Source organism: Streptomyces seoulensis (genome assembly GCF_022846655.1).
In the GTDB taxonomy this organism is placed as follows: Bacteria; Actinomycetota; Actinomycetes; order Streptomycetales; family Streptomycetaceae; genus Streptomyces.
Map to the genome: position 1 here is coordinate 331,405 of NZ_AP025667.1, position 20,860 is coordinate 352,264.

Here is a 20,860-nt window from a genome sequence, read left to right on the forward strand (position 1 = left end):
GCGGACGATCAGTAGACGAGGGCCTGCGTCCCGTCGGCCATGATCTCCTGCAGGAAGACCTGCGCCCCCGCGATCCGCACGCCCTCGATGACGTCCCCCTCGCCGATGTCCCGCCGCACCGCGCACTGCGTGCACAGCGTGACCCGCCCCGCCGCGAGCACGGACTCCAGCAGATCCTGCAACGGCGCCGCGTGCGGCAGCTCGAACTCGGCCGCCCTGCCCGGCAACGCGAACCACGCCGACTCCCCGGTCAGCCACACCGAGACCTCGACCCCACTGGCCACGGCCACCCCGGCCACGGTGAACGCCTGAGAACACCGCTCCGGCGCGTCGGCACCGGAGGTCACCTTGATCACGAGCTTGTTCGCCATGTCGGCGATCGTAATGCGGCGGCCCGTGCGGGCTCCGGCACCGGGGCCCTCGCCAGGAGACTCCGACCCCGGCCGCGTAAGCTGGGCGCGGCTCTGTCGTACGTCCACTTTCGCTCAAGGAGCACACCCGTGGAGATCTTCTTCGAACTGCTGCTGGTCCTGGTCTGCGTCGGCGTGATCGCCTTCGCCGGACTGACCGTGAAGAAGCTGTACCAGGGCCAGCGCTGAAGTAACGCCCCAGAACCGACCAGGAACGGCCGCTCATGATCGAGATCCCGTCTGACCTGCACAAGGACCTCGTCCCCCTCGCCTTTCTGCTGGGCAACTGGGCGGGCGCGGGTGTCCATGACTTCCCCGGCTCCGAGAAGTGCAACTTCGGCCAGGAGGTGAACTTCTCCCACGACGGCCGGGACTTCCTGGAGTACCAGTCCCGTACCTGGGTCCTCGACAACGAGGGCAACAAGGTCCGCCCGCTGGAGTCCGAGGCCGGCTTCTGGCGGATCGACGCCGAGCGCAAGATCACGGTCACGATGACCCGTGACGACGGCGTGGTGGAGATCTGGTACGGCGAGCTGGCGGACAAGAAGCCCCAGATCGACCTGGTCACGGACGCCGTCGCCCGCACCCCCGAGTCCCCGGCGTACACCGGCGGCAAGCGCCTGTACGGCTACGTCAAGGGCGACCTGATGTGGGTCGGCGAGAAGCAGACCCCCGAGGTCGAGCTGCGCCCGTACATGTCGGCCCAGCTCAAGAAGGCCGTCACCCCCGAGGACGTCGAGCGCTGGGCTAAGGACCTCCCGGAGGACATGCCGGACGACGGCATCGCGTTCTTCAAGTAGGCCCGCGCCCACGGCCGCACGGCGCCCCGTTCGAGCGGGGCGCCCGGCCCGCTGGGCCCTACACTTCCAGTGTGGTGAGCACCGACTGGAAGAGTGATCTCAGGCAGCGCGGTTACCGGCTGACGCCGCAGCGGCAGCTCGTGCTCGAAGCCGTGGACGCGCTGGAGCACGCGACGCCCGACGACATCCTCGTCGAGGTCCGCAAGACCGCGTCCGGGGTCAACATCTCCACCGTGTACCGCACGCTGGAGCTGCTGGAGGAGCTGGGGCTGGTCAGCCACGCCCACCTCGGCCACGGCGCGCCCACCTATCACCTCGCCGACCGCCATCACCATCTCCACCTGGTCTGCCGGGACTGCGAGAACGTGATCGAGGCGGACGTGGAGGTGGCCGCCGACTTCACCGCGCGGCTGCGCGAGCAGTTCGGGTTCGACACCGACATGAAGCACTTCGCGATCTTCGGCCGCTGCGCGGACTGCACGATGAAGAGTTCAACCACCCCGTCGTAGGCTGGCCCGTATGAAGAGCCCCCTGCTGTCCCTGCCCGGCGCCGTTCCCGCCGAGGGCGCGGACGAAGGCGTCGCCGCCCACTACGGCGACCTGTTCCGCGAGCAGCGCGCCCTCGCCGACGGCACCGGTTTCGTCGACCTCTCCCACCGGGGCGTCGTCGCCGTCACCGGCGCGGACCGGCTGAGCTGGCTGCACCTGCTGCTCACCCAGCACGTCAGTGACCTGCCGGTGGGTGAGGCCACCGAGGCGCTGGTCCTTTCCGCCAACGGGCACATCGAGCACGCCCTGTACCTGGTGGACGACGGCACCACCGTGTGGGCGCACGTCGAGCCCGGCACCCAGAAGGCGCTCATCGCCTACCTGGAGTCGATGAAGTTCTTCTACCGCGTCGAGGTCGCCGACCGCACCGCCGACTTCGCGGTGGTCCACCTCCCCGCCGGCTCCATCGCCGAGGTCCCCGAAAGCGCGGTGGTCCGCGAGACCCCGTACGGCCGTGACCTCTTCCTGCCGCGCGAGGAGCTGGAGGAGTTCGCCGCCCGCTCCGGCCCGGCCGCCGGCCTCCTCGCCCACGAGGCGCTGCGGGTCGAGCAGCACCGGCCCCGCCTCGGCTTCGAGACCGACCACCGCACCATCCCGCACGAGCTGGGCTGGATCGGCACCGCCGTCCACCTCCAGAAGGGCTGCTACCGGGGCCAGGAGACGGTCGCCCGCGTGCAGAACCTCGGCAAGCCGCCGCGCCGCCTGGTCTTCCTCCACCTCGACGGCAGCGACGTCCACCTCCCCCCGCCCGGCACCGAGATCCGCCTCGCGGACGACGGCCCTGACGGCCGCAAGATCGGCCTGGTGACGACGTCCGTACGCCACCACGAACTCGGCCCGGTCGCCCTCGCGGTGATCAAGCGCAACGTCCCCACCGACGCGCGGCTCCTGGCCGGAGACACGGCGGCGGCACAGGAGACGGTGGTCGAGCCGTAGGTGAGCGGCAGACCTGTGCTGCGGCACATCGGGGCGATGCATCTGAGCGGCTTCGTCCTGATGTGCTCGTTCGTGGTATTGCCCGCCTGGCTGATCGAGATGGCTTAGCGCCCGCCTAGACCTCGATCAGCACCGTGAACGGGCCGTCGTTCACCAGGGACACCCGCATCTGGGCGCCGAAGCGGCCCGTGGCGACCGTCGCGCCGAGGGTGCGGAGCTGGGCGACGACCTCGTCCACCAGGGGTTCGGCGACCGCGCCGGGGGCGGCCGCGTTCCAGGTGGGGCGGCGGCCCTTGCGGGCGTCGCCGTAGAGGGTGAACTGGCTGATGACCAGCAGCGGGGCGTCGATGTCGCTGCATGATCTCTCGTCGGCCAGCATGCGCACCGACCAGAGTTTGCGGGCCAGTTGGGCCGCCTTCTCCTTGGTGTCCTCGTGGGTCACGCCGACCAGGACGCACAGGCCCTCGCCCTCGATCGCGCCCACCGTCTCGCCCTCCACGACGACGCTCGCGCCGTCCACCCGTTGCACCACCGCACGCATGCGCCCCATCATGCCGTGCGCCGGGCGCGCGCTCGTCCAGGGGGCCCACAATCGATCAATACCCCCCATCCAGGGCCGTTCGGGGGCAGTCGGTCACATAGCGGCCACCGGGGGTGGCACGATGCTCCCACAACCGGTCGAGGGGACGGTCCGCAGCACATGAGCACACCGAGCACCAGTGATCCGGTCACCCACCGGCCGCCCGCGCAGCGCGCCGACAGCCCGCCCGGCCCACTGCCCGGGCAACCCGCTCCGTCCGCCCTGGCCCCGCTGAGCCTGTCCGAGCTGCGCGCGCTGCGCCGGGACGCCCAGCGCGACGAGGCGGACCTGAGCTACGTACGACGGCTGCTCCAGGGCCGGATCGACATCCTGCGCGCCGAGCTGGCCCGGCGGGGCGGGGCCCGCGTCCCGGAGCCGGCGGACGGGTCCGTGGTGGACCGGCTGTCGGAGATCCTCGCCGACGGCCCGGCCCGCCACCGCTCCTCCGCCCGCCACGTCACCCTGGGCACCCCGCACAGCGAGGAGTACGGCAGGCTCGCGGCGGAGATGCTCGCCGAGGTCGAGCTGTCCGACCTGACCGCCCGCACGGACGACGAACTGGCGGACGCGATGGGCAGGTTGACCCGGTACGAGCAGGAGATCTCGCACCGCCGCCAGGGTCTCCAGCGCACCGCCGACGACTGCGGGGGCGAGATCGCGCGCCGGTACCGGGCGGGCGAGGCCCAGGTGGACGATCTGCTGGCCTGACCTGCCGGGGCCGGGGCGAGAGAAATGGACGCGACACGCGCCGTCCCCGCGCCTACCGTGGCCCCATGATCGACGTACGCCCCGCGGCAGAGGACGAGTTCGACAACTGGCACCGCGCCCTGGACACCGGTTTCCTGCAGGAACCGGTGCTCACCGCCGAGCAGCGGGAGGCCCGGCGCAGGCAGTTCGAGCCGGGACGCCTCCTCGGCGCCTTCGACGGCGGCCGCTGCGTGGCCACCTTCCGCTCCTTCGCGCAGGAGGTCACCGCGGTCGGCGGCGCGTACGTCCCGTCGAACGCCGTCTCCAACGTCACCGTCTCCCCGACGCACCGCCGCCGCGGTCTGCTCACGCGGATGATGCGCGAGGACCTGGCGGCGGCGCGGGAGCGCGGTGACGTGATCGCCACCCTGATCGCCGCCGAGTACCCGATCTACGGCCGGCACGGCTTCGGCCCGGCGACCTGGGCGACCAACTGGACCGTGGACGTGACGCGTTCCGGGCTGGACCCGCGCTGGGCGGGCCCGGAGGACGGCGGCCGGATCGACCTCGTGGACGGCGCCGAGGTGCGCGCGCTGGGCCCGAAGCTGTCCGAGCGGGTGCGCGCGGTCACGCCGGGCGCGCTCGGCCGGGACGAGCTGTGGTGGGACGCCCGTACCGGTGTGGCCCGCTTCGGCCGGGACTGGACCGAGCCGTTCTTCGCGGTGTACCGCTCGGCCTCCGGCGAGGTCGAGGGCATGGTGTCCTACCGGTGCGAGAGCAAGTGGGAGGGGCAGCAGCCGGACAACGCGGCCAAGGTGGAGTGGCTGACCTCCGCGACCCCGGCGGCCGAGGCCGCGCTGTGGCGCTACCTCTGCTCGATCGACTGGATCGCCCACGTCAAGAGCGGCTGGCGGGCCCCCGACTCCCTGCTGCCCTTCCTCCTGCCCGACGTGCGCGCGGCCCGCGTCGAGACGCACACGGACTGGCTGTGGGTGCGGCTGTTGGACGTCGTACGGGCGCTGGAGGCGCGGACCTACGAGCGGTCCGGGTCCCTGGTGATCGAGGTGCTGGACGAGGACGGCACGGCGGGCGGGCGGTACCGGCTGGAGGCGTCTCCCGAGGGGGCCTCGTGCACCCCGGCGGGCGGTGCGTCCGCCGATCTGACGCTGCCGGTGGCCGAGCTGGCCACGGTGTGGCTGGGGGACGGCTCGCTGACCCGGCTGGCGGCGCTCGGCCGGGTCCAGGAGGGGCGGGAGGGCGCCGCCCGTGCGGCCGACGCCCTCTTCCGCACGTCCGGGCGGCCGTGGTGCCCGGACTCCTTCTGACCGCGCTCGGCGGTCGCTGCCGGTCCCTTCTGCCGTGCCGGTGGCCGCTCATCCGTAGCGTGCCGTTGACGTGCCGGTGTTCGGTTGTGGCTGTGCGCTGACGTTGTTCGGTTGTGGCTGTGCGGATGTTCAGTTGTGGCTGTGCGTTCCCGTGGCCGCCTACTGCCGGGCTCCCGGCTCCCCTCCGGAGGGAAGCCCGGTCGGCCAACCGTCGGAATGTTCGACCAGGTCGGCCGAGTTGGCTGCCAACTTCACTGTACTTATCTCCGCATGGAAGCGGCTCATAACCACCTTCCCGCGAACTGCCGCAAGATGGCGGGAAGTTGTAGCCTTTGTCCGTGGACCCGGAACACGTCTCCGCCACTGGACCGAAGAGGTCACCACGGTCACGGCAGTCACGCGTCACACCTCGCGTGGTGGCCGACACCCTGCGCACCCGGATCGACTCCGGCGTGCTGCGGCCCGGCGAGCGGCTGCCCACCCAGGCGGAGCTGGCCCAGGAGTTCGGGGTCGAGCGCGGCACGGTCCGTGAGGCGCTGCGCATCCTGCGCGTGGAGCGGCTGCTCACCGGGACGTCGCAGGGCAGCCCGGCCACGGTGGCCGTCCCGCCCGGCACGGCCGGCCCGGCCGCGCCCCCGCAGCCCACCATGGCGGGGCTCGCGCCGCGCGTCGCCGCGGCCTTCGCGGTCCCGCACGTCCGGATCGACGCCCTCTGTCTGACCTCCGTCTCGCTCACCCTGGCCATCGGCGAACCGCTGCGGCAGATCCACGCGGGGCGGCTGGAACCGGCCAAGATCGACGTACGGCTGCTGCTGCCGAGCCGGGACATCACCCTCGCCTTCCCCGCCCCGGTGGACGTCGCCGACACCGCCCTGCTGCACCGGCGCTGGCTGGCCCAGCGCAACGCCCAGGGCCAGGTGCTGCGGCACAACCTGATGGCGCTGCGCACCACGCACGGCATCGACGTCCAGGTCCGGTTCCGGGCGCTGCCGTTCACCCCGCCGGTCAAGCTGTACCTCCTCAACGGCGCGGAGGCGCTGTTCGCCTACTACACGCTGGCCCGGCGGGAGCGGGACATCGGGCCGGAGCATCTGGCGCTGTACGACGCCGAGGGCACCCGGTCGATGCTGTTCGCCTTCGCGCGGGGCGCGGGCGCGCGGGACACCGGGTTCGTGACGCAGTCCCGGCTGTGGTTCGACGCGCTGTGGGAGACGATCAGCTCGGAGCTGGTGCTGACGCCGTAGCCGCCGCAGAGGGCCGGTCCGGCGACGAGGAGCGACCGAGTTGGCAGCCAACTCTTCCTTTGTTGTCCTCACTTGGCGGTTACTTCCAAACAAGGTTGCGACAACTGCCCGTAGATGGAAGGAGGTTGTACCGTTTGGTCGTGACCCAGGAGAACGTGGCAGTGAACGGCAGACGGTTCACCGCCCAGGAGATCGCCGACGCCCTGCGCGCGCGCATCCGCGCCGGCGACCTCAGGGCGGGCGAGCGGCTGCCCACCCAGGCCGAGCTGGCCGAGGAGTTCGGCGTGGAGCGCGGTGCCGTGCGCCAGGCCCTGCGGGTACTGCACGACGACGGCCTGCTCAGCGGTGTCACCAAGGGCAGCCCGCCGCGCGTCGCGGAGCCCGCCCCCGCGCAGGACGGCCCCCAGCCCACGATGGTCGCCCTCGCCGCCCGGCTGGCCGAGGCGTTCACCGCGCCCCACGTCCGCGTCGACGCCGTCTGCCTGACCGCGCAGAGCCTGATCCCCGCCCTCGGTGAGCCGCTGCGCCTGATCCACGAGGGCCGGGTCCGCCCCGAGCGCATCGACGTACGCGTCCTGCTGCCCTCGCGCGACATCGACCTCGCCTTCCCGGTCCCGGTGGACCCCGCCGGTGACGACGCCGACCCGGTGCACCGGCGCTGGCTGGCGATGCGCAACGCCCAGGGCCAGGTGCTGCAGTACAACCTCAACGCCCTGCGCGCCACGCACGACATCGACGTCCACGTCACCTTCCGCGCCCTGCCGTTCACCCCGCCGGCCAAGCTGTACCTGCTCAACGGCGCGGAGGCGCTGTACGCGTACTACATGGTCACCCGCCGCGAGGAGTCCACCGACGAGGGCACCCTGGAGATGTTCGACACCCTCGGCTCGGAGTCCATGCTCTTCTCCTTCGAGAAGCGGTCCGGCAGACGCGACGCCTCTTTCGTGGAACAGTCCCAGAAGTGGTTCGACGCCCTCTGGGAAACCATCACCACGGACCTGACACTCTCCTAGTGACTTCTGAGACGACGGAGACGGCGCCGCACGAGCCGGTGGCGACCGAGACGGCTGAGGAAAAGACCGCGTACGAGACCGAGAGGCTCCGGGAACTGACCGGCGCGCGGGTCGTCCTCTGGGACTTCGACGGCCCGGTCTGCCGGCTGTTCGCCGGGCACAAGGCGGAGGAGATCGCGGCCGGGCTGGTGGAGTGGCTGGCCGGGCGCGGGCTGCACGGGCTGCTCAGCGAGGACGAGCGCGCGACGCTGGACCCACAGGTGGTGCTGCGGGCCGTGGACCGCCGGCATCCCGGCAGCGACCTCGTCACCGAGCTGGAGGAACGCCTCACCCAGGAGGAGCTGCTGGCCGCCGCCTCCGCCTGGCCGACCGAGTACGCCGACCCGCTGATCCGGACCTGGGCCGCCGTGGGCTCCCGGCTGGCCGTCACCACCAACAACTCCCCCCGCGTGGTCGGCGCCTACCTCGCCGGCCGGGGCCTGACCGGCTGCTTCGCCCCGCACATCTACGGCCGCACCGCCGACCTGCACCACCTCAAGCCCGACCCGCACTGCCTCAACCGGGCCCTCGCCGCACTGGGCGCGGACCCCGGCTCCGCGCTGATGATCGGGGACTCGCCCTCCGACCTCGTCGCCGCCGACCGGGCCGGGGTGCGCTTCCTCGGCTACGCGAGCGGCGAGCGGCGGGCCAAGGTGCTGCGCGCCTCGGGCGCCGACACGGTCCTCACCTCCCTGGAGCCCCTGCTGCTCGCCCTGCGGGGGTAGCGGCCGGCACGCCTGTGCGACCCGTAGCCGGTACGGGGGAACCGGCCCGGAGTCGTGGGGCCGTGACCGGTTCCGGAGCCTGTAGCGTGCTGCCACTTCCGCCCCCTTCGGCAGGGCGCACGGCGAGAGAACGGGCCATGTCCCCCGAAACGGTTTCGATTGCTCGGCAGAACGCCGCCGAGGCGAGCGGCGACGACAAGGTGGTCGAAGGGCCGCTCCACGGGTACCACCACGAGACGTACGTCTTCCCGCTGGCCGACGAGGCCGGACGGCTCCATCCGGGGCGGTGGAAGTGCCGGGAGCCCAGGGACGGGCTGCTCTGGTTCGACCGGCGCTGCTTCGCCTCGGAGGAGCGGCTGCTCACCGCGCTGGGCGACCGGGTGCCGCGCGTCCCCGGCCTGGTGGAGGTGGGCGGGATGCGTCTGATGCGGTTCATCGAGGGCACCACCCTCGGCACGCGCCACCCCTCCGGCACCGAGGTGCCGGAGGCGCTGTGCCGCCAGATCACCGAGCTGTTCGGGAAGCTGGCCGCGATCGGCCCGGAGGCCGTCACGGCCGAGCGGCGCTGCGCCGCCGAGGACCGCCCGGCGGACGGCGACAGCGACGGCTTCCTGGAACGGCTGGTCCACTTCACCGAGCACCGGGTCTACCGCCGCAACCTCGACCGCTTCGAGTCCCTCTTCGCCGAACTGGGCCTCACCGAGACCTCGTTCAAGCATCTGCGCGCCCATGTGCACGGCCTGGCCAGGCGGCCGTTCTGCCTGCTCCACGCCGACCTGCACCGGGAGAACTTCATCGTGGACCCGGTGGACCGGCTGTGGACCATCGACTGGGAGCTGGCCATGGTCGGCGACCCGCTCTACGACCTCGCCACCCATCTGCACCTCATGCGCTATCCCGTCCCGCAGGCCCGCGAGACGGCCGCCCGCTGGCACACCGCCGTCCGCGCGGTGCGCCCCGGGAGCGTGCGCGGCTGGGCCGACGACCTGCCGCCGCTGCTCGCCTACAAGCGTGCGCAGTCCGTCTTCACCGACGTCATCCGTTCCGCACTCGCCCTGGAGAGCGCCGACCCGCCCCCGGTCCTGCCCCTCGCGGTGAAACTGCGCGAGATCCTGGCCGCGGGCGCGCTTCCCCTGGGCCTGGTCGACGTCCCGGCCCCCCGGCGCGTGGCCTCGGCCCTCACCCGCTGGCACCGCGTGCACGGCACCGGGCGGGACGTGAGCTGAACCGCCGCCTTCCTGGCCCCGGCCGCGCGGATGCCCGATGCTGAGGGGTGATGCTGCTCTTCCTCGACATCGACGGCCCTCTGATCCCCTTCGGCGCACCGGATGCCTCGTACCCGGTGTTCGAGCGGGGAGTCGGCGTGCTGCCGGGCGAGAGCGGGCATCCGCTGCTCTGCCGGGTCGATCCGGGGCTCGGGGCGAGGCTGGTGGCGCTCGGGTGCGACCTGGTGTGGGCGTCCACCTGGATGGACGACGCCAACGCGGTGCTCGCGCCCTGGCTGGGACTGCCGCCGCTGCCGGTGGTGCCGTGGCCGGACGAGGACGAGCCGCCCGCGCTCATCCACTGGAAGACGCGGCCGCTGGTCGACTTCGCGGCGGGACGGGCGTTCGTCTGGATCGACGACGAGATCACGGAGGCGGACCGGGCGTTCGTCGCCGTCCACCACCGTGCCCCGGCCCTGCTGCACCGCGTGGACCACGCCTACGGGCTGACGGAGGCGGACTTCACGGCACTGCGGGAGTGGCTCGGCAGGCACCCGTCGGACTGACGCTCAGGCGGCCGAGCGCTCCCCGGCCCACCGGCGCCGCAGGTGGGACTCGGTCAGGGCGGGCGGGGCGTACTCCATGTCGAGGGCGCCGACGTCCGTGCCGGGCGGGACGACCGCGTCGACACGGTCCAGGATCTCGTCGGACAGGGTGACCTTGTCGCCCGCGAGCAGATCGTCCAACTGCTCCATGGTGCGCGGGCCGATGATCGCGGAGGTGACGCCGGGGTGGCTGATCACGAAGGCCAGCGCGAGGTGCGTCAGCGAGACCCCGGCCTCCTCGGCGACCGGGATCAGGCGCTCGACGGTGTCGAGGCGCCGCTCGTCGCGCAGGTACCGGAAGCCGTAGGTGGAGCGGTGGGTGTCGGCGGGCCGGTCCTTGCGGTAGCGCCCGGTGAGCATGCCCCCGGCCAGCGGGCTGTAGATCAGCGTGCCCATCCCGTACCGCTCGCACACGGGCAGGACCTCGCGCTCGATACCCCGGTTGAGCAGGGAGTACGTCGGCTGTTCGGTGCGGAAGCGCTGCAGCCGGTGGTGTTCGGCGACCCACTGCGCCTCGACGATGTCGGAGGCGGGGTGGCCGGAGGTGCCGATCGCGCGGACCTTGCCCGCGCGCACCAGGTCGGTGAGGGCGGAGAGGGTCTCCTCGATGTCGGTGTCCGGGTCGGGCCGGTGGACCTGGAAGAGGTCCACATGGTCCGTACCCAGCCGGCGCAGCGAGTCCTCGAGCGCCCGCGTCAGCCAACGCCGGGAGCCGCCCTGCATGTTGGGGTCCGTGGTGCCCGTGCCGGCGTCCATCGGCAGCCGCGCCTTGGTGGCGAGCACGACGGAGTCCCGGCGCCCCTTGAGCGCCTTGCCGACGATCGTCTCCGACTCCCCGTAGGAGTAGATGTCGGCGGTGTCGACGAAGTTGATCCCGGCGTCCAGCGCCTTGTGGATCATGCGTACGGAGTCGTCGTGGTCCGGGTTGCCGATGGCGCCGAACATCATCGCGCCCAGGCAGTACGGGCTGACCTTCATTCCGGTCCGGCCCAGCGTGCGGTACTTCATGAGTCTCCTCCAACCCGCGGTGGCCGGGGCCGGCCGCGGCGCGTTACGCTCACGAAAACGGAACAGTGTTCCGGGAAGAACGATACGGAACGCTGTTCCGGTTAGCAAGTGGAGGTCTGGCATGACCGACGCCGAGCCGTCCCGCCCGCGCCTGAGGGCCGACGCGCGGCGCAGCATCGACACGCTGCTCACGGCCGCCGCCGAGGTGTTCGCCGAGTCCGGCGTGGACGCGCCCGTACGGCAGATCACGGCCAAGGCGGGCGTCGGCGCGGGCACCCTCTACCGGCACTTCCCGCAGCGCTCCGACCTCATCGCCGCGGTCTTCCGCCACGAGGTCGACGCCTGCGCCGACACCGCGCCCGCGCTCGCCGCCGAGCACGAACCCGTCGAGGCCCTGCGCCTCTGGCTCCTGCGCTTCACCCACTTCATCGCCACCAAGCGCGGCCTCAGCGCCGCCCTGCACTCCGGCGACCCGGCCTACGACAGCCTCCCCGCCTACTTCCAGCTCCGCCTGCTCCCCGCCCTGGAGGGCCTCCTCGGCACGGCGGCCGAGGCGGGCCGCATCCGCACCGACATCGACCCCGAGGACCTCCTCCGCGCCGTCGGCAACCTGACCCTCCCGGCCCAGGACGACGACGGCCACACCACCCGCATGCTCTCGCTGCTGATCGACGGGCTGCGGTACGGGAGCGGGGCGGCGTGACGACGGAGCACCGACGGGCGCTGCGGGAGCGCTATCTGGCCGCGCCCGTGATGCCGGCTCCGCCGCCGTGGCGGCCGGTGGGCGACGGCCCGGTCCCGGTCGGCGGGCTGCTCGGCATCGGCTTCGCCGCGCATCCGGAGACCGGGCGCGACCTGGTGATGGTGGTGTCCACCAGCGGGCACGGCCTCTTCGACGCGGTCACCGGCGAGCGGATCGCCCGCGACCACGACCCGGACCCCGAGACGGACACCCCGGACATGTCGGCCGACCTCACGTGTCCCGGCCTCGGCCCGGTCGCGGACACCCCGGTCCGCATCGCGGGTCTCTTCGGCGGCGGCCTGCACAGCGGCTCGGGGACGGGCTGGACCGTGAGCGTGGTCAGCCCGGACTGGCCCCACGACCGCGTCATCCTCTCCGCGTCCGGCGGCGTCAACACCGGCCCGCCGGGCGGCACATGGTGGCACGTCCTCCACTCCACCCACTCCGAGTTCCGCGCCGCCGGCTTCTCCCCGACGGGCCACACCCTCGCGGTGGCCACGAGCAGCGACCTGACCCTGTGGAGCACGGACGGCCATGACTGAGGAACGGCTCGACGCGGAGTGGGTACGGGCCTGGTGCGCAGGCATGGAGGCGGGGCCGGGCGGCAGCGGGCTCGTCCGGGCGACCGAGGAGAGCCACCGGGCCACGGACGCCCTGGTGGAACTCACCCCGGTCCCCTCCGACCTGACCACGCTGTACTGGGTGCTCGCCGAGGCCCGCCTCCCCGACGGACGCTCCGTCCACCCGGCCGCGACGGTCGCCGCCCGCTTCCGCGAGCACGGCGAGATCGGGATCCCGGGCGAGGAACCGGCCCTGCTCTTCGCCACGACACCCGACGGCCACGCCTACGCCCTGTCCAGCTCCGGCCGGGTCTGGCGGGCCACGAGCCCATCGCCAACAGGGCAGTTCGATCTGGAGGCAAGCAGTCTCCGGGAGTTCCTGGAGTTCAGAAGGTGACCAGGACCTTGCCCAGCAGTCCGCCGGCCTCGAACCGCTCGTGGGCGGTGCGGATTTCGGTGAAGGGGTGGCGGGCGGCTACGCGCAGGCGCAGTTCGCCGGTGTCGACGAGCTCGGCCAGGTGCGCGAGGTCGGCCGCACTCTCCTGAACATAGCTCTTGCGGGCGTTCGGCAGGTCGGGCAGGGGCTCGTCCGAGATGGAGACGTAACGGCCGCCGGGAGCGAGGGCGGTGGACGCGTCGACGCCTGCGGTGTCGAGGACGACGTGGTAGTGGCCGGCGGGGAGGTCGGCTGCCCGGTGCCACGCACGAGCGGCTCCCAAGTCAACTGCTGACGGCTCGTGTTCCGGTCGGGAGACGAGGGCGTCGACCTGTACGCCGGTGTGCCGGGCGAGTTGCACGGCCAGACCGCCCACGCCGCCGATCGCGCCTGTGATCAGGACACGTTCACCGGGAGCCGGTCCGGCGGCACGCAGGGCTTGGAGCGCGGTGGTCCCGGCCAGGGGGAGTGCGGCGGACTCGGTCAGCGGCAGGCTCGTAGGTGCCGGAGCGAGCAAGTGCCCAGGCAGCGAGACCAGTTCTGCCCAGGTGCCACGTCCGGTGGCGATCTGCGCCGACATGCCGATCACCTCGTCACCCACCCGGTGCCCGGGATCTGCGCTGGCGACGACCCGCCCCGCGAGATCCCATCCCAGCGTCGCGGGCAAGGGTGGGCCGACCTGCCAGGCGCGGGTCTTCCAGTCCACCGGATTGAGGCTGGTGGCGGTGACGGCGACGAGGACTTCGCCGTCGGTGAGGGCAGGCCGGGCGATCTCGCGCACGGTCAGCACTTCGGGTCCGCCGTGATGGTCGATCTGCACGGCGCGCGTGGTCAGGGGGAGGTTCTCGCTCATGCCCGGACGGTAAACTCTCACACCCATGTGAGAGTCAAGGGGAGTTGCCCGTGCGCATCGGAGAGCTGTCCCGCCGGACCGGCGTCCACGAACGGCTGCTGCGCTACTACGAGGAGCAGGACCTCCTTCACCCGGAACGCCTCCCCAGCGGCTACCGCGAGTATCGCGAGGGGGACGTCCACACGGTGTCCCGTATCCGCGGTCTGCTCGCGGCGGGGCTGAACACCGCCACCATCGCCACGATCCTGCCGTGCCTGCGGGAGGAGACGGACCGCCTGGTACCGACCTGCCCCGACCTCCTCCTGCACCTCTTCAAGGAACGCGACCGCATCACCCAGGCCATTCAGGATCTCCAGACTTCCCGGGAGGCCCTGACGCGGGTGATCGAGGCGGCCCCGGCGGAGGTGGCCCGCAGCTCTGTCGGCCCGGTGGAGCCGGACGTCAGCCCCACACGCTGAGCGGCTTCCGCGCGGCGTCCCTACGGTGCCGCGGGCGTGAAGTCGTACGCCGCCCAGTCGGACAGCGGGCGGTAGCCGAGGCGTTGGTAGAGGGCGTTGCTGGTGGGGTTGGACCGGTCGGCGAAGAGGACGACGTCCTGGGCGCCGGCGGCCAGGGCGGCCCGGCTGACCTCGGCCGCGACGGCACCCGCGTAGCCGTGCCCGCGCAGGTGGGCCGGGGTGTAGACGATGTCGACCTGGATCTGGCCGCCGATCAGCGGGTTCATGCCCGCGACGGAGACGGGGGTGCCGTCCGGGGTCTCCCAGAGGGTGTAGCGCTTGTCGGCGTAGCGGGTGCTGAGCCAGGTGTCGGCGTCGACGGTGACGTCCTCCCCGACGGCCTTGGCGAACTCGCCGCACCAGAAGATGGCTTGGTCGAGATCCTGCTCGCCCAGCACGCGGGCCCGGCCCGCCGGGAGTGGCTCGGGCGGGGTGAGGGTGCCGAGTTGGTACAGGCGGACCCGAACGTCGCGGAGCTTCGCCGCCGCGCCGGTGTGCCGCTGCCACGCCTCGGCGAAGGCGGTGGCGGTGTCCTGGTCCCCGCTGACGGAGGTGGGGGAGTGTCCGAGGCCGGCGAGGTGGGCGGCGAGGGAGTCGGCCTGCTCGGGCGTGAGCGGGGAGAGGCCCAGGGCGTGCGGCGGGAGCCGGTAGAAGGTGCCGGTGACCTCGCCGTCCTGTTCCAGCACGCCGAAACCGGGCGTCTGCGCGAACGCCGCCGCGCCCCGCACCCGCACCCGCTCGGCCCAGGTGAGCTGCATCAGATGCGCTCCGGGCCGCGACCGCAGGAAGCCTCCGGCCCGGGCGAGGAAGTCGTCGACGTCGTCGGTGAGGTACCAGTCGGTTGAACGCATGCTTCATGCTTCCGCAAGCGGGGGAGGTGGCGGGTGGTTTCACGCCAGGTCATGCGTCCCCTTGCCGCCCACTCGGGCGCCCGTAGACTCGCGCGCCATGGAAACGATCTTCAGGCTCGGCGAGATCAGTTGTCCCTCGGGAACCCTGGTCGTCGTGGACGGCGGACATCTGGGTCTGTGGAGCGGGGAACGGTCACCGGCGGAGATCGACCCCGCTCTGCTCGGCGCCGATGACCCGGAGACTGCCGAGGAGGTGGCCGACTCGGTCGACTTCGCCGTGGTCGGCCCGGACGCCTCGGCGGCGGCCCGGAGCTTCGGTCGCCAGCCGGGCGCCATGCTGCACGACATCCCTGCCTCACGGGCGGCGGAACTAGAGGGGGTGTTCGGGGAACACTGCCGGACCGGCGGCCTGGACGCCCGCCTGGAGGCGCTGCCGAGCCGTGAACCACATGCCCGGCGCGCACGCCGCACGGCCGCCGAGGGCGGCGGGAGTTTCCTGATGTTCGGGATCCCCGTCGTCGCGGTGGAAGGCGTCCCCCGCGACCGCCGCCTGCCGGTGCTGGCCACGCGAACCGGGAACGGGCCGCACTGGTCGGAGATCACGGTCCGTACGAGCGAGGCCCCGGCGGAGACGTCCGTACCGCTCGGCCACATCGGCGTCGACTGGGCCCGCGTGCTCTTCGGCGACGTCGACGCCCTGAACACCTGGCAGCACGACGAGCCCGTGGACGGCCTCGCCGACGTCGCCTTCTGGGGCGCGGCGGCGGACGAGGCCGCCGCGGTCTTCGCGGCCCCTGAGCTGGGCGAACCCGGCGAGCCCGGCATTCGCGGCTGGACCGGACTGGCCGTGGCCGAGGCCATGGAGAAGGCTCACGCGGTCCAGAGCTGGGCACGGGAGAACGGCCGCCGCCTGATGGTGGACTTCCGGCCCCACTCCCACCACTGGCAGGTCATGCGCCGGATCCGCGCCTCGGAACTCGAGTCCGGAACGGTGGACATCGGAGCGGCCCGACTGCTCTGCGCGATGACGACCTGGGGAGACGGCTACTTCCCGCTCTCGGCGGACCTGGACGCGTCGGGGGAACTGGTCGCGGTGCGGCTGAGTTTCCTGGACACGGTCGCGGAGCCACGCTGCTGAGGCCGAGGGCGGTCTCCGGTTCCTCCTGGGCTCGGGAGGACCAGGGCGCGGAACGTCGTACACCGGGCGGCAACCCCCCGTCACACCCCCGGCACAACACTTTTGCAAGCAGGTGCTTGCAAAAGTTAGCGGGAGTGGGCATGGTGGAGGCATGGCATCGCTCAACGTCGGCAATCTCGGTGAGTATCTGCGCGAGCAGCGGCGCAACGCACAACTGTCGCTGCGGCAGCTCGCCGACGCCGCCGGGGTGTCGAATCCGTACCTGAGCCAGATCGAGCGCGGGCTGCGCAAGCCCAGCGCGGAGGTGTTGCAGCAGGTCGCCAAGGCGCTGCGGATCTCCGCCGAGACGCTGTACGTCCGCGCGGGCATCCTCGACGCCGAGCGGGACCGGGACGAGGTCGAGACGCGCGCCGTCATCCTCGCCGACCCCTCGCTGAACGAACGGCAGAAGCAGGTCCTGCTCCAGATCTACGAGTCCTTCCGCAAGGAGAACGGACTCGGTGGCGAAGGCCCCGTACGACCCGAGGAGTCCGAAGGTACGGAAGCGCAGCCGAGCGACACCCCCGTGAGCGGCACCCGCACGGACGACGGCAGTGATGCCGGTCCGCGGCGGACGGCCGGATGAAGCCGGACCAGGGCTCCGGCCACCGCACGCGGACCACACCAACCTCAGCCGAACGCGAATCCGGGAGGACCATCACCATGGCCATCACCGACGACCTGCGCAAGACCTTCAGCGACCCGACTCCGCTCTACTTCGCCGCCGGTACCGCCGATCTCGCCATCCGGCAGGTCCGCAAGGTGCCGAGCCTGGTCGAGCAGCTCCGTGCCGAGGCCCCGGCCCGCATCGAGCAGGTGCGCGGCACCGACCCGAAGGTCGTGCAGGAGCGGGCCACGGCGCGCGCCAAGGAGGCGCAGGAGACCATCCAGACCAAGGTCAACGGGTTCATCGGCACCCTCGACGTCGACCTCAAGAAGGTCGGCGAGACCGCCCAGGACCTCGCCCTGCGCGGCGTCGGCGTGGCCGCCGAGTACGCCGTCAAGGCCCGCGAGGCCTACGAGAAGGTCGCCGAGCACGGCGAGCAGGCCGTGAAGACCTGGCGCGGCGACGCCGCCGAGGAGATCGAGGAATTCGCCATCGCGGTCGAGGGCCAGCCCGAGCCCGGCACGGTCAAGGAGGCCCCGAAGCCGGCCACCGCCACCGGTCCGGCCGTCGCCAAGCCCGACCCCGCCGCCAAGAAGCCCGTGGCGAAGAAGCCGGCTCCGGCCGCCGCCCGCAAGGCCCCTCAGCCGAAGAAGCCGACGCCGCCGGCCAAGTGACGGCGGACGGCGCGAGAAGTACGGGCCGGGCACCATCGGGGTGCCCGGCCCGTTCTGCGGGTAGCGTGACCGCGTGGCACGGGTAGGCGATCCAGAAGGCAAGGGGCGGTGGACAACATGCTGATGTTGGGCTTCGAGGGGTTCATGGGAATCCTGAAGATCGTCCTCATGGCGCTGGCCGCGTTCGGTCTGCTCGACGCCGCCTTCCGGCGGGAGGACGCGTTCCGCGCGGCCGACAAGCAGAACAAGATCTTCTGGCTGATCGTCCTGGCCATCGCCCTCGTGGTCAGCTACCTGTTCTCGATCCTGTCCATCCTGCCGATCGCGGGCGCCATCGCCAGCATCGTCTACCTCGTCGACGTCCGCCCCGCCGTCAAGCAGCTCTCCGGCGGCGGCCGAGGTGGCTGGGGCCGCGGCAAGGGCCGGGGCGGCAGCAGCAGCGACGGCCCGTACGGTCCGTACAACGGCGGCCGCTGAGGGCTCCGCCGGTTCGGCGGGGCCGGTGGCCGGGCCCGGGGTTCCCGCCCGCGGCGAGCCGCTCTGCCGGGCTGGACGGGCTGATGACGGAGGGCGGCGCCGGTAGGGCGTCCGGGACAGGCGGGCGCGGCAGCAGCCGTCACCAGGCCCCCCCCGGCCGACCCGGCGACGAACCCCCTACGCCACCCGGTCCAGCAGGACCACGGCTACGTCGTCCGTCAGCTCGTCACCGTTGAGGTGCCTGACCTCGCTCACCGCCGCACGCAGGAGCTCCTCACCCCGCAGCCCCTCGGAGAGCTGGCGGTGGATCATCTCCACCATGCCGTCCTGTCCGAGGCGGGGGCCGCCGGGGGAGATACGGCCCTCGATGAGGCCGTCGGTGTAGAGCATGAGGCTCCACTCGGCGCCGAGCTCCACCTGGGTGCGGGGCCAGCGGGCGTTGGGGAGCAGGCCGAGGGCGGGGCCGTTGTTGTCGAAGGGGAGGAGCCGGGGGACCGGGGTCGCGCCGGGGCGTATCAGGAGCGGGGCCGGGTGGCCGGCCAGGCAGAGGCCCGCACGGCGGCCGTCGGGCGCGATGTCCACCGTGCAGAGGGTCGCGAAGATCTCCTCGTCCGAGCGCTCGTGCTCCAGCACCTCCTGCAGCGTGCCCAGCAGCTCGTCCCCGCACAGCCCGGCCAGGGTCAGCGCCCGCCAGGCGATGCGCAGCTCCACGCCGAGCGCGGCCTCGTCCGGGCCGTGGCCGCAGACGTCGCCGATCATGGCGTGCACGGTGCCGTCCGGGGTGCGGACCGCGTCGTAGAAGTCGCCGCCGAGCAGGGCGCGGGAGCGGCCGGGGCGGTAGCGCGCGGCGAAGCGCAGCGCGGCGCCCTCCAGCAGCGGCGTCGGCAGCAGCCCGCGCTCCAGGCGCCGGTTCTCCTGCGCGCGCAGCCTGCCCTCGGCCAGCCGCCGCTCGGCGGTGTCGGAGCGCTTGCGCTCCACGGCGTACCGGATGGCGCGGCTGAGCAGCCGGCTGTCCAGCTCGTCGCGGAAGAGGTAGTCCTGGGCGCCCACGCGTACGGCCTCGGCACCGCGCTCGGCGTCGCCGGAGGCGGTCAGCGCGATCACGGCCTGCCTGGGCGCAAGCTCGAGGACCTGACGGAGCACGGCCAGCTCGTCGGCGTCCTCGGCGTCGGTGCGGCCGGTGGCCGGGAGGGCGAGGTCGAGCAGGATGCAGTTCACGTCAGGGGTGAGCAGCCGGCCGGCCTCGGTGAGGTTGCGGGCGGTACGGACGCGGATCGGCCGGCCGGCCGAGTCCCGCAGCTCCGGGACGAGCGCGCCGGACGGGTCGTCCTCGACGAGCAGCACGGTGAGCGCCACGCCGAGGGCGGCGGTGTCGCGGTGCGCCTCTTCGGTGAGGGCTACGGCGGAGACCTGCGCCGGACCGCACTCGGCGGCCGGGACTGCTCTCTGCCGCGGTACGGGTACGGGCATCGTCCTGGTTCCTTCCCACCCCCCGAGGGCATGGCGGCGTCGAGGGTCCTCGGGCCGCCGACCGGTGACCCTAGCGGTACCGGCCGCCCGGACGGAATGGGGCGGGCCGTGGCCGGGTCGTGCAGACCCCTGTCATATGCCTTGTCCCGTACCGCAGTTGGACCGCCGAGGTGGGGGCGGGGGATGACGAAGCTCACTTGGTTCCGCCCCGCCCGCGTGTAGTTGGTCACAAGGCGGGGCATCGTGTGGCGCGGGTCACGCGTCGGGGCGTACGACTCCCAGGATCGGCATGGTGCCCGCGCCCGTGACGGTCACCCAGCGGCCGGGGCGCGGGGCGTGGATGATCTTTCCGTCGCCCACGTACATCCCGACGTGGGTGGCGTCGGCGAAGTAGATGACGAGGTCGCCGGGGCGCATGTCCGTCACGTCCACGTGCCGGAGCCGCTTCCACTGCTCCTGCGAGGTGCGGGGGATCGTGGTGCCGGCGTCGGCCCACGCCTGGGAGGTCAGGCCGGAGCAGTCGAAGGAGTCGGGGCCCTCGGCCCCCCATACGTACGGCTTGCCGAGCTGGGCGGTGGCGAAGGCGACGGCCTTGGCGCCCGCGGAAGTGGCGCTGTCGCCGGCCTTCTTCAGGACGCCGCTGTCCAGCCAGGCGGTCTGCGCCTTGTGGGCGGCCTGCCGCTCCAGCTCGGCCAGCCGCTCCTTCTCCTTCTTCTCCAGCCGGGATTCGAGCTTCTCGGCGTCCGCGATCCGCTCCTGGACCGTCTTCTGGGCGGCGGCCTTGTCCTTGCGGTCCCGCTCCAGCTTCTTCCAGCGCTCGGCCGCGTCGTCGGAGTTCCGCTCCAACTCCCGCTCCAGGCGGTCGGTCTCGGCGATCAGCTTCTTGGTGGCCCGTGCGCCGTTCAGCAGGGTGCCGGCACCGTCGGCGAAGCGCTGGGGGTTGTCGCTGAGCAGGAACCGGGCCATGGGCGGCAGTCCGCTGTCCCGGTACTGGGCGCGGGCGGCGGCTCCCGCCTGGTCCTTCAGCTCGGCCAGCTCCGTGCGGGCCGCGTCGGTCTTCTTCTCCAGCGCGGCGAGCTGGGCGGACTGTTCGCGCGCCTTCTCCTCGGCCGCGTTGTAGGCGTCCGTGGCGACGGCCGCGTCGTGATAGAGCCCGTCGAGCTTCGCGCGGACCTTCTCCAGCTCCCGGTCGGGAACGGGAACGGGCGCCGGCGCGGGGGGAGCCTTGGAGGTCGCGCGCGGGGAGGGCTCGGCGGGTCCGGCCGGCACCGAGGCGAACGCCGCACCGGGCACGGCCAGTACGGTCACCGCGCAGACCACGGTCACGGCGGCGGCGAGCAGTCCGCGCTTGCCCCTACCCATAACGAGCCCCCAAGCTGATTTACCGTCA

At 72.5% G+C, this 20,860-nt stretch carries 25 protein-coding genes; 18 read left to right on the forward strand and 7 right to left on the reverse strand.

The genetic code is table 11. The features are described 5' to 3' along the window. Positions 1-8 precede the first annotated feature (8 nt). Positions 9-371 carry a DsrE family protein gene (locus tag HEK131_RS01570; protein WP_161149350.1) on the reverse strand — a complete coding sequence of 121 codons (363 nt, stop codon included), beginning with the start codon at positions 369-371 and terminating at the stop codon, positions 9-11. Between the two features lie 263 nt (positions 372-634). Here HEK131_RS01570 and HEK131_RS01575 point away from each other — a divergent pair, with 263 nt between their 5' ends. The 3 genes from HEK131_RS01575 (at position 635) to HEK131_RS01585 (ending at position 2,695) form a co-directional block, all read left to right on the forward strand. Then, positions 635-1,210, forward strand: a complete 576-nt coding sequence (locus tag HEK131_RS01575) for an FABP family protein (RefSeq protein WP_161149351.1) — start codon at positions 635-637, stop codon at positions 1,208-1,210. Between the two features lie 71 nt (positions 1,211-1,281). Continuing rightward, the gene (locus HEK131_RS01580) at positions 1,282-1,719 is read left to right on the forward strand and encodes a Fur family transcriptional regulator (protein WP_161149352.1); all 438 of its coding nucleotides are present in this window, start codon (positions 1,282-1,284) and stop codon (positions 1,717-1,719) included. Positions 1,720-1,729: 10 nt separating this feature from the next. Continuing rightward, positions 1,730-2,695, forward strand: coding sequence for a YgfZ/GcvT domain-containing protein (locus HEK131_RS01585; RefSeq protein ID WP_244333391.1), 966 nt, complete (start codon positions 1,730-1,732; stop codon positions 2,693-2,695). A gap of 115 nt (positions 2,696-2,810) precedes the next feature. Here the strand turns inward: HEK131_RS01585 and dtd are convergent, their stop codons facing one another. Continuing rightward, positions 2,811-3,236: a D-aminoacyl-tRNA deacylase gene (gene dtd / locus HEK131_RS01590; RefSeq protein ID WP_244333393.1), complete on the reverse strand. Its 426-nt coding sequence runs from the start codon at positions 3,234-3,236 to the stop codon at positions 2,811-2,813. Between the two features lie 159 nt (positions 3,237-3,395). Between dtd and HEK131_RS01595 the strand changes: the two genes are divergently transcribed. From HEK131_RS01595 to HEK131_RS01625, 7 genes are all read left to right on the forward strand, one after another. Then, a complete protein-coding gene (locus HEK131_RS01595; RefSeq protein ID WP_217461434.1) occupies positions 3,396-3,983 on the forward strand; it encodes an aerial mycelium formation protein in 588 nt (195 codons plus the stop codon). 65 nt (positions 3,984-4,048) lie between these two features. Continuing rightward, the gene (locus HEK131_RS01600) at positions 4,049-5,287 is read left to right on the forward strand and encodes a GNAT family N-acetyltransferase (protein ID WP_244333395.1); all 1,239 of its coding nucleotides are present in this window, start codon (positions 4,049-4,051) and stop codon (positions 5,285-5,287) included. Positions 5,288-5,619: 332 nt separating this feature from the next. Next, on the forward strand, positions 5,620-6,531 hold the full coding sequence (locus HEK131_RS01605) for a winged helix-turn-helix domain-containing protein (RefSeq protein ID WP_244333397.1): 912 nt from the start codon (positions 5,620-5,622) through the stop codon (positions 6,529-6,531). A gap of 134 nt (positions 6,532-6,665) precedes the next feature. Then, entirely contained in the window at positions 6,666-7,544 is an 879-nt protein-coding gene (locus HEK131_RS01610; RefSeq protein ID WP_217461431.1) for a winged helix-turn-helix domain-containing protein, read from the forward strand. Beyond that, positions 7,544-8,308, forward strand: a complete 765-nt coding sequence (locus tag HEK131_RS01615; protein WP_244333399.1) for an HAD family hydrolase — start codon at positions 7,544-7,546, stop codon at positions 8,306-8,308. Before HEK131_RS01610 ends, HEK131_RS01615 begins: the two co-directional genes overlap by 1 nt. A gap of 137 nt (positions 8,309-8,445) precedes the next feature. Further along, entirely contained in the window at positions 8,446-9,534 is a 1,089-nt protein-coding gene (locus HEK131_RS01620; RefSeq protein ID WP_244333401.1) for a phosphotransferase family protein, read from the forward strand. 50 nt (positions 9,535-9,584) lie between these two features. Next, positions 9,585-10,079, forward strand: a complete 495-nt coding sequence (locus tag HEK131_RS01625) for an HAD domain-containing protein (RefSeq protein WP_217461428.1) — start codon at positions 9,585-9,587, stop codon at positions 10,077-10,079. A 3-nt stretch (positions 10,080-10,082) separates the two neighbouring features. Here the strand turns inward: HEK131_RS01625 and HEK131_RS01630 are convergent, their stop codons facing one another. Then, a complete protein-coding gene (locus tag HEK131_RS01630; RefSeq protein WP_244333403.1) occupies positions 10,083-11,126 on the reverse strand; it encodes an aldo/keto reductase in 1,044 nt (347 codons plus the stop codon). 121 nt (positions 11,127-11,247) lie between these two features. Between HEK131_RS01630 and HEK131_RS01635 the strand changes: the two genes are divergently transcribed. The 3 genes from HEK131_RS01635 to HEK131_RS01645 are packed head-to-tail and all read left to right on the forward strand — an operon-like array spanning position 11,248 to position 12,825. Continuing rightward, a complete protein-coding gene (locus HEK131_RS01635; RefSeq protein WP_244333404.1) occupies positions 11,248-11,829 on the forward strand; it encodes a TetR/AcrR family transcriptional regulator in 582 nt (193 codons plus the stop codon). Positions 11,830-11,879: 50 nt separating this feature from the next. Continuing rightward, complete coding sequence (locus HEK131_RS01640) at positions 11,880-12,410, forward strand: hypothetical protein (RefSeq protein ID WP_432215689.1); 531 nt, start codon at positions 11,880-11,882, stop codon at positions 12,408-12,410. Beyond that, a complete protein-coding gene (locus HEK131_RS01645; RefSeq protein ID WP_244333408.1) occupies positions 12,403-12,825 on the forward strand; it encodes a hypothetical protein in 423 nt (140 codons plus the stop codon). Before HEK131_RS01640 ends, HEK131_RS01645 begins: the two co-directional genes overlap by 8 nt. On the opposite strand, the gene HEK131_RS01650 is transcribed toward HEK131_RS01645, so the two are convergent. After that, complete coding sequence (locus HEK131_RS01650) at positions 12,815-13,717, reverse strand: NADP-dependent oxidoreductase (protein ID WP_244333410.1); 903 nt, start codon at positions 13,715-13,717, stop codon at positions 12,815-12,817. The genes HEK131_RS01645 and HEK131_RS01650 overlap by 11 nt on opposite strands. Positions 13,718-13,767: 50 nt before the next feature. Between HEK131_RS01650 and HEK131_RS01655 the strand changes: the two genes are divergently transcribed. Then, positions 13,768-14,175, forward strand: coding sequence for a MerR family transcriptional regulator (locus tag HEK131_RS01655; protein WP_244333412.1), 408 nt, complete (start codon positions 13,768-13,770; stop codon positions 14,173-14,175). A 20-nt stretch (positions 14,176-14,195) separates the two neighbouring features. On the opposite strand, the gene HEK131_RS01660 is transcribed toward HEK131_RS01655, so the two are convergent. Beyond that, positions 14,196-15,065: a GNAT family N-acetyltransferase gene (locus HEK131_RS01660; protein WP_244333414.1), complete on the reverse strand. Its 870-nt coding sequence runs from the start codon at positions 15,063-15,065 to the stop codon at positions 14,196-14,198. Positions 15,066-15,162: 97 nt separating this feature from the next. Here HEK131_RS01660 and HEK131_RS01665 point away from each other — a divergent pair, with 97 nt between their 5' ends. The 4 genes from HEK131_RS01665 to HEK131_RS01680 all read left to right on the forward strand — a co-directional run bounded on the left by HEK131_RS01665 (position 15,163) and on the right by HEK131_RS01680 (position 18,000). Next, a complete protein-coding gene (locus HEK131_RS01665) occupies positions 15,163-16,203 on the forward strand; it encodes a hypothetical protein (protein ID WP_244333416.1) in 1,041 nt (346 codons plus the stop codon). A gap of 151 nt (positions 16,204-16,354) precedes the next feature. Then, entirely contained in the window at positions 16,355-16,828 is a 474-nt protein-coding gene (locus HEK131_RS01670) for a helix-turn-helix domain-containing protein (RefSeq protein ID WP_217461419.1), read from the forward strand. A 77-nt stretch (positions 16,829-16,905) separates the two neighbouring features. Beyond that, entirely contained in the window at positions 16,906-17,523 is a 618-nt protein-coding gene (locus HEK131_RS01675; RefSeq protein ID WP_244333418.1) for a hypothetical protein, read from the forward strand. 108 nt (positions 17,524-17,631) lie between these two features. Further along, the gene (locus tag HEK131_RS01680) at positions 17,632-18,000 is read left to right on the forward strand and encodes a DUF2516 family protein (protein ID WP_217461417.1); all 369 of its coding nucleotides are present in this window, start codon (positions 17,632-17,634) and stop codon (positions 17,998-18,000) included. 177 nt (positions 18,001-18,177) lie between these two features. Here the strand turns inward: HEK131_RS01680 and HEK131_RS01685 are convergent, their stop codons facing one another. Further along, positions 18,178-19,470 (reverse strand): PP2C family protein-serine/threonine phosphatase, encoded by a 1,293-nt coding sequence (locus tag HEK131_RS01685; protein WP_244333420.1) that lies wholly within the window; start codon positions 19,468-19,470, stop codon positions 18,178-18,180. 255 nt (positions 19,471-19,725) lie between these two features. Next, the gene (locus tag HEK131_RS01690) at positions 19,726-20,832 is read right to left on the reverse strand and encodes a C40 family peptidase (protein ID WP_244333422.1); all 1,107 of its coding nucleotides are present in this window, start codon (positions 20,830-20,832) and stop codon (positions 19,726-19,728) included. Positions 20,833-20,860 lie beyond the last annotated feature (28 nt).

What these genes read in the sequence shown, in the direction of transcription:
- HEK131_RS01570 (WP_161149350.1), bottom strand. Translation starts at nt 371, where the DNA reads ATGGCGAACAAGCTCGTGATCAAGGTGACCTCCGGTGCCGACGCGCCG.
- HEK131_RS01575 (WP_161149351.1), top strand. Translation starts at nt 635, where the DNA reads ATGATCGAGATCCCGTCTGACCTGCACAAGGACCTCGTCCCCCTCGCC.
- HEK131_RS01585 (WP_244333391.1), top strand. Translation starts at nt 1,730, where the DNA reads ATGAAGAGCCCCCTGCTGTCCCTGCCCGGCGCCGTTCCCGCCGAGGGC.
- dtd (WP_244333393.1), bottom strand. Translation starts at nt 3,236, where the DNA reads ATGCGTGCGGTGGTGCAACGGGTGGACGGCGCGAGCGTCGTCGTGGAG.
- HEK131_RS01595 (WP_217461434.1), top strand. Translation starts at nt 3,396, where the DNA reads ATGAGCACACCGAGCACCAGTGATCCGGTCACCCACCGGCCGCCCGCG.
- HEK131_RS01600 (WP_244333395.1), top strand. Translation starts at nt 4,049, where the DNA reads ATGATCGACGTACGCCCCGCGGCAGAGGACGAGTTCGACAACTGGCAC.
- HEK131_RS01620 (WP_244333401.1), top strand. Translation starts at nt 8,446, where the DNA reads ATGTCCCCCGAAACGGTTTCGATTGCTCGGCAGAACGCCGCCGAGGCG.
- HEK131_RS01625 (WP_217461428.1), top strand. Translation starts at nt 9,585, where the DNA reads ATGCTGCTCTTCCTCGACATCGACGGCCCTCTGATCCCCTTCGGCGCA.
- HEK131_RS01630 (WP_244333403.1), bottom strand. Translation starts at nt 11,126, where the DNA reads ATGAAGTACCGCACGCTGGGCCGGACCGGAATGAAGGTCAGCCCGTAC.
- HEK131_RS01635 (WP_244333404.1), top strand. Translation starts at nt 11,248, where the DNA reads ATGACCGACGCCGAGCCGTCCCGCCCGCGCCTGAGGGCCGACGCGCGG.
- HEK131_RS01640 (WP_432215689.1), top strand. Translation starts at nt 11,880, where the DNA reads ATGCCGGCTCCGCCGCCGTGGCGGCCGGTGGGCGACGGCCCGGTCCCG.
- HEK131_RS01645 (WP_244333408.1), top strand. Translation starts at nt 12,403, where the DNA reads ATGACTGAGGAACGGCTCGACGCGGAGTGGGTACGGGCCTGGTGCGCA.
- HEK131_RS01650 (WP_244333410.1), bottom strand. Translation starts at nt 13,717, where the DNA reads ATGAGCGAGAACCTCCCCCTGACCACGCGCGCCGTGCAGATCGACCAT.
- HEK131_RS01660 (WP_244333414.1), bottom strand. Translation starts at nt 15,065, where the DNA reads ATGCGTTCAACCGACTGGTACCTCACCGACGACGTCGACGACTTCCTC.
- HEK131_RS01665 (WP_244333416.1), top strand. Translation starts at nt 15,163, where the DNA reads ATGGAAACGATCTTCAGGCTCGGCGAGATCAGTTGTCCCTCGGGAACC.
- HEK131_RS01670 (WP_217461419.1), top strand. Translation starts at nt 16,355, where the DNA reads ATGGCATCGCTCAACGTCGGCAATCTCGGTGAGTATCTGCGCGAGCAG.
- HEK131_RS01675 (WP_244333418.1), top strand. Translation starts at nt 16,906, where the DNA reads ATGGCCATCACCGACGACCTGCGCAAGACCTTCAGCGACCCGACTCCG.
- HEK131_RS01685 (WP_244333420.1), bottom strand. Translation starts at nt 19,470, where the DNA reads ATGCCCGTACCCGTACCGCGGCAGAGAGCAGTCCCGGCCGCCGAGTGC.
- HEK131_RS01690 (WP_244333422.1), bottom strand. Translation starts at nt 20,832, where the DNA reads ATGGGTAGGGGCAAGCGCGGACTGCTCGCCGCCGCCGTGACCGTGGTC.